Source organism: Bdellovibrio sp. HCB337 (assembly GCF_047302465.1).
Classification (GTDB): domain Bacteria; phylum Bdellovibrionota; class Bdellovibrionia; order Bdellovibrionales; family Bdellovibrionaceae; genus JACMRP01.
In genome coordinates this window covers 1,936,527-1,949,110 of the sequence record NZ_CP178621.1, presented here as the reverse complement: position 1 = coordinate 1,949,110, position 12,584 = coordinate 1,936,527, and the positions used below count along the sequence as shown (strand labels likewise).

Genomic DNA, 12,584 nt, shown 5'->3' with positions numbered 1-12,584 from the left:
CCGATATTCACAATCTCTAGCATGTACTTAAACCTTAAGAAGGAATTTTAAAAATGTCGAGAACATTGCTTATTTTGTTGTCATGCCTAATCACGACCTGTGGCCTGCTCGGTGCTTGCACCAAAAAGAACGAGGCTCCTACAAAGAAAGAGCTTAACCTCTCTATCTGGGGCAACTACCTCTCGCCCGAAATTCAAGAGAAGTTCGAAAAAGAAACAGGAATCAAAATCAATGTTTCGAACTACTCTTCGAACGAAGAGCTTCTGGCAAAAGTACAAATGGGATCTTCCGGGATCGATGTCGCTGTTCCGTCTGACTACATGGTGCAAATCATGATCAAAATGAATTTGCTAGAGTCACTGAACAGCAGCCAGTTGACCAACAAGAGCTTGATCGCCGCTGAATTCCTCAATCAAAGCTACGATCCCGAGAATAAATACTCTATGCCCTACACATGGACCAGCACCGGGATTGCCTACAACAAAGACCTCTACAAAGGCAAAATGAAGTCTTGGAAGGATCTTTTGGCCAATAAAGAGCTTAAAGGCAAATTCGCCTTGATGGATGATTCGCGCGAAGCCGTTGGAGCTGCTCTTAAAATTCAAGGCGCGAGTATAAATAGCACTAAGGAAGCAGAGCTCGTTAAAGCCAAAGAGGTTCTTCTGGCTGCAAAAAAAGACATCAAGATGTTTACGTCAGATACAATCGACATTCTTAAAAACAAAGAGGTCGTGGCTGCACAAGCCTACTCATCAGACGCTTTACAAGCCGGAGTACAAACCGGTGGTAGCATCGCATTTATTTTGCCTGAAGAAGGCGGTACCTATGCAATCGATAACTTCGTCATCGTTAAAGGCGCCAAGCATATCGACGAAGCCCATAAACTTATTAACTTCCTACTCAGCGAAGAGGCTGAGATCGCTAAGATCAAGACTATTATGGGTGGTCCGATTCACAAAAACATTAAAGCCAAGCTTCCAAAAGAGATCCAAGAGAATCCGGTGCTGTTTATGACTCCAGAAAGCTTTAAGAAGCTTGAGCACATTCAGGACCTTGGCGAGTCTAGCAAAAGCTTTGATGACATTTGGACGGAAGTAAAAACAAAATAGCTATGATCAAAATCGGAAACTTCAATAAGCTTCAAGTTCTTAAACATGTCGACTTCGGCGTCTATCTCGATGGCGACGAAGAAAGCGGAGAGATTCTTCTGCCACGCAAGTACGTGCCAGAAAACTGCCAAGTCGGAGACTTTGTTGAAGTGTTTCTATGCTATGACTCTGAAGATCGCCTGATCGCTACCACCGAAACTCCAAAAGCTCAGGTTGGCGATATCGCGACTTTGAAAGTGGTCGGCACAAGCTCTGTCGGCGCTTTTTTGGATTGGGGCCTTCCTAAAGATTTGTTTCTGCCCTTTGCTGAGCAAAACGGCCATTTACGCGTTGGCGATACCGTGATTGTGTATCTGTATTTAGATAATACAAATCGTATCGCGTCTTCCATGAGACTTGATCGCAAAGTTAATAAAGAGCCCGCTGAATACGAAGCTGGCCAAAGCGTTGACTTGTTGATCGTGGATAAAACCGATCTCGGATATAAAGCTCTGATCAATAATCAACATTGGGGCATGATCTATACGAATGAAGTTTTCCAACCATTGAAATATGGTCAGAAGACTCAGGGTTTTATTAAAGAAATTCGCCCAAGCGACGGAAAGATTGACCTGCGTCTCTACAAAACCGGCCACCAAGGCGGTGATGAGATTGCAACGAGAATTTTAGAAATGCTACAAAAAGCGGATGGCGGATTTCTTGCCATCAATGATAAAACTTCGGCTGAAAAAATTTATGAACTTTTTGGTGCCAGCAAAAAGAAATACAAAATCGCCTTAGGCGGCCTTTACAAAAAACGTCTGATTACAATCACCGACGACGGCATTCGCCTTAATCCTGCAAAAGCCACGAAAAACTAGTGACTGGGACGATGTTCTTCCTTCGCCGGTCCTCTTTCTTCTGTACGGAACATAGTGCGAAGTGAATTAAATAAAACTTTGAAATCGCTTTCACCGCTATAAACTGGTGGTGGCGTTTTCTCGAGATGTAAAAGTTTATACACTGCTGTTTGTGCTGCTCGCACCGAGTACTCAACGGTAAAGACCACATCATCAGGGATCTCGCAAAACTGACTTACGAAGGCGAGATTTGCATAGTTCTCTGGCACGACATCAGGACGATCTCCGGGCGCACGAGTTAAGAACTGGCTTGTGATAAAAGGCATCATGCAAGGAATACAGTTCGCCGTTTTTTGGATTTCAGGAAGTTCTTCCATTAAACCCAAATGAAAACACAATTCTTCTAAAATTTCTTGACCGGTACACTCGTACATTTTTTTCGCGACATAGTTTCCTGGATTATCTATAAACAGACCATATCCCCAAAAAACTTGAACATCAGGGGGTTGATTTAAAAAATGTGGCTGATGAGCTAAAACCACGGACATTAGCCAATTTGAATCCATAATGGTGACCAGACCTCCGGTCCCAGCAACATTTCCCGTGAATTTTTCCATCAGGCTGAAAAACAACGGGTCTTTCAATGTGCATGTAAATGACAACCACTTAGATTCGTCGATACGGTTGTCAAAGTTTTCAGGCCTGCCTAACTCTGGCCTGTTGACCGCGATACTTTCCCAGAGAGCCCATGCTCCGTCCTCTTTTTTGTTTTTCAGAAGTGGCGCACTCTTCATAGATCCTAAACTTGAGCCCGCCGTCATCGACCCATTCGTCACAAAAACCAAATCATCACCTTCAACAGTGATCGCATTAGTGTCTTCGCCACGTCGATAATGAATATGACTTACATACTTTAACTTGCCCTGTTCTTGAAATGACAAATCATAAACCTCGGTATCCATTACAAAATGAACACCGTGGTTTTTCAGCCACTGAACAATCGGCAATACAATAGATTCGTACTGATTGTAAGGAGTTCGATCCACTCCTTCCAAAGTATTAATGCGCGGAAACTCATGAATGAACCGATGAAGATAGCGTTTAAATTCGATGGCGCTATGCCAAGGTTGAAATGCAAACATCGAGGCCCACATGTACCAAAAATTTGTTTCAAAGAAATCTTTCTCAAAACAGTCTTCGATTCTGCGAGTTCCCAGACTGTCTTCAGACTTCATCATCATTTCTAAAATATCAAAGCGGTCTTTGTAAGAAAATCCCATCGATGAGGCATCCGCATTTTGTCCATCAAGAACCAAGCGGCAATGGGAATGGGTTTTTACCCTACTATTAAACTCTTGAATTTCATCTAAAACGGTTTTGTCAGGATCTTGCAGCGATGGAATGAAAGACAAAAGTTCATAAGTACAAACATAAGAGAAGTTGAGCATTCGCCCGCCCCTCATGATATACCCTTTATCTGGATCGCCGCCGCCGTCCAGACTTCCGCCAGTGGTTTCCATTTCCTCAAGGATGAAAATGTTTTCCCCTTTAAAACCACCCTCTCGCAAAAGGTAAGCTGCGCTTGCTAATGACGCAATCCCGCTCCCGACAAGATATGCCTTTTGCTCCGCCATGGGGCCTCCTTGATGTTCTAAAATCCTACGGGCCGCACAAGAAGGGGTAAAGTGAAGAAAAGACGATTGAAAACGAAAACGGATTGAGAATTTATTCGAGAGATGTTGAAATTTCTGTATTCAAGAAGGATTGTAGCCTTACAAAAAAAGGAAACTTCATGAGACAGATTATTTTACTTAGCACACTTCTGATGTTGGCGCACTCAGCCTTCGCCTTAATTCCTTCTTACGGAAAACCAGAGATTTTGGTCCGCGCCAATGGCCATAGCAACTATAACTTACCGCCAATGACTTTTTTAAGCAATGCAACTCCGGCAATTAACAATAAAGGCGAAGTTGCTTTTAAGTTGATGGCTATTGAGGGAAAAAACACTCAAGGCTTGTGGATTAAAACAGCCAATCAAAATGCCGGCAAAATCGTTTATCAAGCTCCTGAAGAAAAACTTATTTCAGATCCTTCGTTGAATGACTTGGGACAAGCGGCTTTTTCTGTCGCTGAAGAAGGTGCGAGCGATGGCATCTTTGTCTATGACTCTAAAACTGGCTCTACTCAGCATGTGGTGACCAACACAAACACAGATCTCATTGCTCATGTGTATCCTACCATTCTTAATAATGGCGACATCGTTTTCCGTGGTACACACAAAAGTGAAGATCACAGTTACTTTCATTTCTCTCAAAAGCTTGCAGCCCTTGTTGTCGAGGGCGAAGACGGTTTAGGTTTTAAACCAAGCTATCTCTTTGGACCAGCAATTAACAATCAACTGCAATTAGCCTTTAAAATTCGTGTTGGTAATAAGAAAGACTGGGATTCTCAATTCCCGGACCAAATTATTCTATTAAATGCCGATGGTAACTTCCGAATCGTAGCTTGTGATCAAAAAACAGATCCTAAATCTCCTTATACAGGATTCTTGAATTCTGTTTCTTTGTCTGAAAATGGACTTGTCGCTTTTGTTGCCATTCTTGCAAACGGAAAAAAGGTTCTTGTACTTGATGAGAACGGCCAACACAGCATTCTGACTGGTGAGGGTCATAACGATATCGGCGAACTGGAACTATTCAGCGCGAAAGTAAACAGCCAAGGTGTCGCCCTATTCCGTGCGAAAAGCAGCAAGGGCCAACGTGGAATTTATTTGGCGGATCGCACACGGGTCGTGCGCCTTTTGGGAGAGAACGATGAAATCCCGAGCGATCTTGGCAAAGCCCGCATTTGGTCTGATACCGTCTATCCTGCCTTCGCTGGCGGCGTGAATATCAACGATAAAAATGAGATCACTTTCCACACTTTGCTAGTCTCGTCAGATTCGAATCAAGAGTGGGGCTCTGCGATCTACAAGCTTTCGCCTCTGTTCTAAATCTCGACACTTTTATGTAATTTTTCATTGGGGGAAGCTCTGTCCCCCGTCCTAAATCGCCTATAAGCTGGCGTGATCTTTGTAGATATTCCGGCAGAGGGACTCACAAGGATCGGGGTATGAGAACACTTTTAGGGATATTAAGCATCGTCATGGGGACGCAAGCGCTGGCAGCCACTCCTACGGCTCCGCAATTCATGAACCGCTTTGTTCAAAGCGTGAACGACCGCCTCGAGAAAATAAACACCGAACGCGCACTCAAAGGCGGTCGCCTTTACTGCGCACAGCTTTCAGACGAACAAATTAGCGATATCGAAAGCCTCTTTGTGACAAACCCTTCGGGTAAAGCCAACCAGATCGTATACCGCGATCTAGAAAAAATCACAGTGGGCCAATTCATCACAGCCGTATCCGATCAGCTTTCTTGCTACCCGACCTTTTGGCCTACAAAGGGACGCTCTAGCATCGGCGGGGTTTTATTTAACTCTAAATCCTTCGTCATGGATCACCTTCTTCTTAAAGACGCCATGAGCGATTTAGCTGGGCGCTCACCTGATGACAACGAGAGCCTTGCAAAAATCTTCCGCCCATAAATTTTTTGGGAACGATCTGAAACAAGCTTATCTCCATAGACCAGACCAAGCGCTGGGGACCTTTAGAAACTGGCCTTAAATTTCCCTCTGTTTTCTTTTAAATTGAAAATATGAGAGTTTTTGCGGCCTTACTAGTACTATCACTGTCTTCGTTGTCATTTGCGGACGACGAAATTACCAATAACAGTATTTCAATGCAGCCCTTCGGAACTCTGCCGAAGAACTCGAAGCTGATTCTTGAACCCGCAGACTCTACAAAAACTTTTATCGTTCCTGAATACGTTCCGGCAGGTTCTAACTTCTACACGATGAAAAGCTCAAATCTATACAATGTAAAGTCCGTCCAAACTACTGGTCTTGATGATAATGACGCCGCTGATTTTTCATCTCTTGCAACACAGGGAAAGTTGATGGTGCAAAAGTCAGCTCTTACTTCGAGTGGTGCTAACTGCCAAGCCGTCGGTGGTTCGACAAATTGTACTCTTGGCAATGATGTTCCCGTTTACAAATCAGGATTTTTTGATTTCATCGGACGTTTCTTTAGCATGCTGAATCCATTTAACTGGTTTAAGTCCAGCACTCCAGATAAGCCTACGGATAAAGATGTGGTTGGCAAGATGAATGATCTTATTGGTAAGGGAAATAAACTCGCTTCTGCCAATGGGAAACTAAGTCCGGACTGTGATCCCAATGTTTCCCTACCAACAGACAAAAAATTTCAGTGCGGAGTTGAACAAGCACTTGATGCTTATCGCAAACATAACGACAAAATAAAAAAAGACGTTATTATATTTAATGATTTCGCTGATGGACAAGCTACTGGAAAAATGTGGTTCTTAAATGCCGACGGCACGCCAGCAAAAGTTTTGAGCAAAAATCCAATTCCTGTTTCCCGCGGAGAAGGTGGATTTGGCGCCGGCAAAGAAACTTCGAGAACTCCGAATGGGGCCATCCTTACAAAGCGCTATGACCCTCCTCGTCCAGGGAAACCAAAAATCCCAGACGGAATTGAACTTGTCGGCTTAGAACCCGGAAATAAAGACATTCATGGTCGTGGTATTTTACTTCACGGCTGGGACCCTTACGACTATACAGCGGGCTGTCTCGGAGTTGCAGGTGAAGTCGTTTTACGCAAGTACGGCAATAAGCCAATTACAATGGGGCCTCAGCCTCCGTATTTGGATGAACTCAAAGAAGGTCTACTCAAAGACGGAGGAGTGCTGATTTATAACTTCACCCCTGCCAAAAACGCCCTTTGTAATTAAGATTTATTTTACTGGAGAGAACCAGATGTCCAGGACATCGCCTGTTTTCTCTTTGCCTTCATCATAGAAAACGAAGGTCGATCGCTCACGCACTTCTGCGCGCGAACCGAAACTTGTGGTCTCTTTATTATTATACTTCAAAGACACGGACTTGATTTTGTCCTTCAGCGGAGAGAGTTCTCCTGGCTGAGTGAATCCATCGCCGTTTTTGTCATGCCATAAAAGAAGTTTATCGTACTCTTTATCTTGAGCATCAATCATGTTGTCCTTATTGGTATCAAAAGGACGAAGTGCTTCGAAGCCGTTTTTATGTTTTTCAGAATTTCCGAAAATCTCATCGTCACGCGTAATAAGCCCATCGCCCGCACGATCATAAGCGATGAAGGCTCCTGCCGAGCCAGCCTCTGGCCACATTGTTTTGCCAGCTGGGTTGATCGGAAATGCAACTGTTGCCGTGAACTTCGGACGTTTATTATCGAAGAACACCATCAACGGTGAGTGATAACCACCGCAATACCCTTCTTGCCCTGGGAAAGCGGCATTGATCTCGAGGGTTTTACCATCCTTTGAATTGAACAAATTTAAGTGCGCTGATAACGGACCTGGCAAGCCCATATAAGGACCTGGATAGGCTCCCTTCGCTCTCAGTGTAAGCATTGCTGGCAAAAACCAGTTATACCAGTTTTGATAAGCAGCATTGTATTCGATGAGGTCATTCACTGCTGTAACTTCAAGCGGATATGCCACGAAAAAACTATTTCCTTCTTGCTTGTTTTTAAATGGAAGAGCTCTTTTTAAATAGTTTTCAGCCCCTGAAGCAGAACCGCAATTTGTACAAAGTTTATTTGAGAACGGTCCATAGATTGGGAATTTAGGCTGAGTCTCAGGAGGAACAGCTCTAAACTCTTGACCAAGCCCCAGACCAATAATAGTTCCGGAGCGCGAGTATTTCATCGACCCCTGACCATCGACGTTTGCAACTGTCGTGAGTGGGGTTTGGAATCGAAGAACATTTCCTACCAAAGCTCCATATACATCACTATTGCTAGATACACTGGCTGGATCTAACTCCATCGCTTGGCCAGAACCCGCGGCCGTCACCGAAGATGCCGGATATTTTACCCAATAAGATTGCACAGCGCCGTTAATGTCCCTTACGGACACGATCATCTGGATAGTTCCTAGAGGTGAAAGTGGATTCTGCACGCTTCTTAAGTTTGTACCAAAGCAAGTGTTTTTAACAACGAAGTTGACTCGTCCAGTAGAACCGCGTCCTGCTTGACCAGCAAAGACGACCGACTGAAAGTTAGCACTGTTCGCAGCGCCCGTGTTGACTGACATCGGTGCCGCAGTTGCTTTCTTAGTTACATTCGGAGAAGTAGCCTGACTTTGTGCCAAAGCATCGAAGCTAAGTAGAAGTATCAATATGCTTAAAGTTTTCATGCTGCCTCCTCTCTAATTCTCTTCAACACGATTAATTTTAAAATAAATAATCGGGTCATTAATAGCTTTTCGATATAACACGGCATCAGATACCTTAGTTGCCACAATTTGCTCGTCGCCCCACTTGGTACTGTCCCAGCTCCAACGAACAAGGTTATAACTATTAGGAACGCTTGTTGTCTCGAGTGAATATCGAAGGGCCTTCACCACCTTCAAACGCACAAGCGCGGCTCCTCCGCCCACTGCTGGAACAGATCTCAAAAGAGCATCTTCGGAAGTCATTTTTTTATTAACATGTAATGGGTGACTGGTATCAATAAAGCCAGGAACTCCCAACGGAACCAAAGTGCTTTGTTGCAAGTTAACCACCCCAACGAACACTGGAGAACGCGGTGGTTTTGAATAATCAGGCACGCCATTTTTCAATCCTCGTATTGAAACAGGAGTATCTAGCATAAGAATACGCCCATCCACCCAATACCCAGGACTCTGTTTCTGCAAATAGCCGTCTTTGTTCAAAGACTGAAAAGTCAATGTCGCAGCATCGTCGAAGGATTTAGGTTCTGGCCCGATCACGTAAGCCATCGTTGGCTCATATATTACCGCGCCACCTACGGATTCGTTAGTGACAATAAATGCAAAACTCTTCTTAGCCGCAGACTTTCCATTCATCGTATAGGTACGAGATGAGTTCTCAATCGAAGCTCGGTCCACAGAGTCCGTGATAAAATCAAAGAATCCTTTACCTGTATCATCGTTCATAATGACGTTATTAAAAGACGGTTCCGAGCTTTTCAAATCACGCATCATAACACGCTCTGCGATTGAGGATTCGGTATCGGCCTCGATGTCCCTTTCGAGCTTTCTGATATCTTTGGTAGATTCAGCAATAAGTGTTGCCGTCGCCGCCGTGACGATCGTCAAGAGTGCAAGCGCGATCATAGTTTCTAATAGAGAAAATCCTTTACTATTTCTCATTTGATGCTCACAAATGTTTGATATTCGACGTACTTGGATGCCCAAGTGTTATGCGTCACACGCACCGTAAGTATAAATAATCCCGTTTGTGTCGATGGCTGTACCACATAGCCAAATCTACCCGGGCAATCTGGGCAGTCCGAAGCTTTACCAACATAGTCACGGTTCCACGCCATCGGCAAACTATCTACTTTCAACTTCACGTCACGATCCATGTTAGGATCAAAGTTCACCTGATAGAGCTGCAAATTCGGGCGAATATTTTCAACAAGATTATGAATCTGCTTCATCACTGTACTTGAAGTCTTAGACTTCAAGTTCAAGTTTTTATAACCCAAAAGGCCTAGTGAGAATAAGGAACCCACCGACACAATCATGGCCAATGCTACGAGGACTTCGATAATGGTGAAACCGGCTTGGTTGTTTTTCATATACCTGCATCCCGTGACACTTCAACAACGATAAAGTTAATCAAACGATTCTTACAAGTCGTCGCTTTACCTTCTGATACCAGACCGCAATCAGGATCTACCGCCGTCCAAGTAAATGGATCGGCTTTATAGCGTAAGGACACTGGGTTACATTGGAACATATTTGCTAAATCCGTCTGCGCTGGATATGGATGCCAGATTGGGAAATCCAAATCTTCACACTTTACGTCGTTAAAGACAGATTTCAAGATTCCAGCTTCACGCAGCTCATAGACCGCCATTGGGTTGTAAATCGAACTCCAACGAATTCCCTCTACGTAGGCGGTTTCGTGAATATTCAACTTCAATGCGATGACAGTGCCTATAATTCTAAGCGGAGTTGAACGTTTCTCGATAACCAATTCGTCACAAACCAAGAAGCCTGCTACGAAGTCTGCGCTAGATCTAATAATACATTGCGGAGCTATCGACTTCACATAGAAGTCAGCAGTCTTTTTACTTCTAGAGGCGTTGTTCTCATCGAATATAAAGGCTTGGCCCTTAGGGAATGTGAAGTCCCAAGAGGTCCTTGCAGTTGCTGCAAACGAGACCGACCAGTCCGCACCGTCAAAGGCCGTACTGAAATCTGCAGCGTCAGAAGAGCACAAAGCATCCAAGTCTAGATCCAAAGGATCGCTTGGCAAGTTGCCGCGAGACACACCGTTGGAATCCAACAAGTTCGAACCACCAACAAGGTCTGTTCCATTCCAAGAGAACTTGATCACGCCAGTGTTATTCTTCTGATTGCTATCTGCCCACCAGCCACGCATTGGCTGAGTGTTGTAATAAGAAACGTCATAGGCCTTGATCGTGAAACTGATATCCATCAGATTACCAGTAGTAGTATCTCTCAACGCCTTGGGCTGATTAAACTTAAAGTTAAAGTCACGATAAGTCGGGTTACTCTTATTATTAACATAGAAACGGCTAACCTCGATACGGATCGAAGGTTGGACGTTTTTCAAGTCTTTAGCTTCGGCGAGGTCACTCTCTAGAGCGGCCAACTCGGCCTTTAACTTGCTAATAGTAGTTACCCAGTCGCTATACGACTTTTCGGATGCTAGAATGTCTTTCTCTAATTGAGCAATCTTAGCTTTCAATGCGGTAATCTTCGCGGGATCTTTGTAGTCCGCTGGATCTGGCGTTGCTGTTGGGCTTGGCGACGGCGACGCAGATGGCGATGGAGAAGGTGTTACCGTCGGCGTTACTGTTGGTGTCACAGTAGGAGTTACCGTTGGCGTCACAGTAGGTGTCACGGTAGGAGTTACTGTTGGCGTTACCGTAGGTGTCACGGTAGGAGTTACTGATGGTGATGGCGACGGAGATGGTGAAGGTGTTGGTGTCGCCGCTGGCAAATCTGGTTTTGCCTCTTCATCGGCAAGATCTTTTTTCGCCTGCGTCAGTTGTGTTTTTAAATTATTTGTATTGGTTTGAGCCGTGTCACGAGACTTCTCAGCGTTCGTGATCGCTGTTTTTTTATTAGCAACGTCAGCTTCAATGAATTTGACATAGTTCGTAAGGTCGACTTTCGGTTTAAATTCGACGTAACCAGGCTCATCGCCGATAAACGATGATACCGTGATACCTCCAACTCGCGCAGTGACTCTCGCGACAGCCCTTTTCTCAGTATAAATATCCGGATCTTGAATCAAGACATTTTTATTAGGCTTAACATCAGGCTGCCAATTTTCAACAAACTGACGATTGAAGCGATTTTCTTCGGTAAACGCCAAGCGATAGTGGAAGTTGTTATTGTTTTCATCCAAAAGACGACCCACAAGAACGCTATCCTTCGTACTAGAAAGATCCGCTAAACGTTTATTACGATTAATACAAACGTTCATCAAATCCACATTCGGAGTTTGAGCGATTGCAAGACCTGCAAGCGAACGAAGTCCTGCATCCGAAGAACCGTCGATATCGACACCCTTCACGAAACCACCGAACTCACGGTTCTGAATCCACATTTGATCATCTTCTGCACCTGGCGAAGTTGTGGCATACTCATTTGCCCCACGACGGACACGCCCAGCACCAATGATCACACGGTCATTAAAGCTTACTGGAGTATAAGTCGTATCTTTACCTGCTGCTCCAGCCGCTGGTAATACAACATCCGCATTCACGAATACAGGACTGTCAAACACGATCCCTGGATATGCCAAGGCACTGCCACGACTTGGGAAGTTCTGGAAATAGTTCTCCCCTTTTTGCAACCCCGCTGAGGTAGAGCGATCCATATAAAGAGTATGAGGCAACAACAACGCAAAGCTCGAAAGCTCGCGCGGATAGACACCTACATACGACGTCGATTGCAGCGCACTACTACCAATAGTAAGAACCTTTTTCGAACTATCTAAAAGAATAGTTGAAACTTTAAGATAAACCTCTCGCCCCTGCTGAGGCAAACTCGCGCGATGGTCGCGGGAAATTGCAACACGAATATAAGAAACAGTACCGAGACTCTTTAGTGGCTCTGTAATAGCTCTAAGAGGATGCGTACTACCGAATCCAGAAAGCGGAATATCTTTTTCGATCTTTTCTAATTGTAGTGGAACCCCAATAGCCGCCGTTAACTGCTTAGTAGCGACCATCGCTTGAATAACACGTGCGGCATCGTCACTCATGATAATGCGCTCAACGCTTGCAGGATGGGCCAGGTTACATTTTGTTGTGTCTTCAGGCATCCAAGCATCATCGAAACACCAACGCTTCTTAATACCCAACAAGGTGTAATCAATTACGCTATGAATCGCTAAGTGCGACTTCATAATATTCGCATTTGAATTTGTTTCGCGATTTTGATCCAAAACGAGAACGGAAGCGCCATAGAATGCGAAACTCATGAATATAGTAACGAGGAGCGCGTATAACAGCGCTCCGCCTCTTTGTGTT

Annotated in this window: 10 protein-coding genes; 5 read left to right on the top strand and 5 right to left on the bottom strand. The window is 44.5% G+C overall.

Annotated elements, in window-relative coordinates; genetic code table 11:
• Nucleotides 1–53 precede the first annotated feature (53 nt).
• A complete protein-coding gene (locus ACLWBB_RS09480; protein WP_413291394.1) occupies nt 54–1,109 on the top strand; it encodes a spermidine/putrescine ABC transporter substrate-binding protein in 1,056 nt (351 codons plus the stop codon).
• A gap of 2 nt (nt 1,110–1,111) precedes the next feature.
• On the top strand, nt 1,112–1,969 hold the full coding sequence (locus tag ACLWBB_RS09475) for a S1 RNA-binding domain-containing protein (protein WP_413291392.1): 858 nt from the start codon (nt 1,112–1,114) through the stop codon (nt 1,967–1,969).
• Here ACLWBB_RS09475 and ACLWBB_RS09470 read toward each other — a convergent pair.
• Entirely contained in the window at nt 1,966–3,582 is a 1,617-nt protein-coding gene (locus tag ACLWBB_RS09470; RefSeq protein ID WP_413291390.1) for an oleate hydratase, read from the bottom strand. The two genes, ACLWBB_RS09475 and ACLWBB_RS09470, sit on opposite strands and share 4 nt — an antisense overlap.
• Nucleotides 3,583–3,740: 158 nt before the next feature.
• Between ACLWBB_RS09470 and ACLWBB_RS09465 the strand changes: the two genes are divergently transcribed.
• The 3 genes from ACLWBB_RS09465 (at nt 3,741) to ACLWBB_RS09455 (ending at nt 6,798) form a co-directional block, all read left to right on the top strand.
• The gene (locus ACLWBB_RS09465; protein ID WP_413291388.1) at nt 3,741–4,940 is read left to right on the top strand and encodes a hypothetical protein; all 1,200 of its coding nucleotides are present in this window, start codon (nt 3,741–3,743) and stop codon (nt 4,938–4,940) included.
• Nucleotides 4,941–5,059: 119 nt separating this feature from the next.
• Nucleotides 5,060–5,533 (top strand): hypothetical protein, encoded by a 474-nt coding sequence (locus ACLWBB_RS09460; protein ID WP_413291387.1) that lies wholly within the window; start codon nt 5,060–5,062, stop codon nt 5,531–5,533.
• Between the two features lie 110 nt (nt 5,534–5,643).
• Nucleotides 5,644–6,798 (top strand): hypothetical protein, encoded by a 1,155-nt coding sequence (locus tag ACLWBB_RS09455; RefSeq protein WP_413291386.1) that lies wholly within the window; start codon nt 5,644–5,646, stop codon nt 6,796–6,798.
• Nucleotides 6,799–6,801: 3 nt separating this feature from the next.
• Here ACLWBB_RS09455 and ACLWBB_RS09450 read toward each other — a convergent pair whose 3' ends face one another.
• From ACLWBB_RS09450 to ACLWBB_RS09435, 4 genes are read right to left on the bottom strand one after another with little or no spacing between them, the layout of a single operon-like run.
• Entirely contained in the window at nt 6,802–8,241 is a 1,440-nt protein-coding gene (locus ACLWBB_RS09450) for an EF-hand domain-containing protein (RefSeq protein WP_413291385.1), read from the bottom strand.
• Between the two features lie 12 nt (nt 8,242–8,253).
• Nucleotides 8,254–9,219: a type II secretion system protein J gene (locus ACLWBB_RS09445; protein WP_413291384.1), complete on the bottom strand. Its 966-nt coding sequence runs from the start codon at nt 9,217–9,219 to the stop codon at nt 8,254–8,256.
• Complete coding sequence (locus ACLWBB_RS09440; protein ID WP_413291383.1) at nt 9,216–9,650, bottom strand: type IV pilus modification PilV family protein; 435 nt, start codon at nt 9,648–9,650, stop codon at nt 9,216–9,218. Before ACLWBB_RS09440 ends, ACLWBB_RS09445 begins: the two co-directional genes overlap by 4 nt.
• The gene (locus ACLWBB_RS09435; RefSeq protein WP_413291382.1) at nt 9,647–12,535 is read right to left on the bottom strand and encodes a hypothetical protein; all 2,889 of its coding nucleotides are present in this window, start codon (nt 12,533–12,535) and stop codon (nt 9,647–9,649) included. The genes ACLWBB_RS09440 and ACLWBB_RS09435 overlap by 4 nt, the downstream gene beginning before the upstream one ends.
• Nucleotides 12,536–12,584: the final 49 nt, after the last annotated feature.

What these genes read in the sequence shown, in the direction of transcription:
- ACLWBB_RS09440 (WP_413291383.1), bottom strand. Translation starts at nt 9,650, where the DNA reads ATGAAAAACAACCAAGCCGGTTTCACCATTATCGAAGTCCTCGTAGCA.
- ACLWBB_RS09475 (WP_413291392.1), top strand. Translation starts at nt 1,112, where the DNA reads ATGATCAAAATCGGAAACTTCAATAAGCTTCAAGTTCTTAAACATGTC.
- ACLWBB_RS09450 (WP_413291385.1), bottom strand. Translation starts at nt 8,241, where the DNA reads ATGAAAACTTTAAGCATATTGATACTTCTACTTAGCTTCGATGCTTTG.
- ACLWBB_RS09465 (WP_413291388.1), top strand. Translation starts at nt 3,741, where the DNA reads ATGAGACAGATTATTTTACTTAGCACACTTCTGATGTTGGCGCACTCA.
- ACLWBB_RS09455 (WP_413291386.1), top strand. Translation starts at nt 5,644, where the DNA reads ATGAGAGTTTTTGCGGCCTTACTAGTACTATCACTGTCTTCGTTGTCA.
- ACLWBB_RS09445 (WP_413291384.1), bottom strand. Translation starts at nt 9,219, where the DNA reads ATGAGAAATAGTAAAGGATTTTCTCTATTAGAAACTATGATCGCGCTT.
- ACLWBB_RS09435 (WP_413291382.1), bottom strand. Translation starts at nt 12,535, where the DNA reads ATGAGTTTCGCATTCTATGGCGCTTCCGTTCTCGTTTTGGATCAAAAT.
- ACLWBB_RS09480 (WP_413291394.1), top strand. Translation starts at nt 54, where the DNA reads ATGTCGAGAACATTGCTTATTTTGTTGTCATGCCTAATCACGACCTGT.
- ACLWBB_RS09460 (WP_413291387.1), top strand. Translation starts at nt 5,060, where the DNA reads ATGAGAACACTTTTAGGGATATTAAGCATCGTCATGGGGACGCAAGCG.
- ACLWBB_RS09470 (WP_413291390.1), bottom strand. Translation starts at nt 3,582, where the DNA reads ATGGCGGAGCAAAAGGCATATCTTGTCGGGAGCGGGATTGCGTCATTA.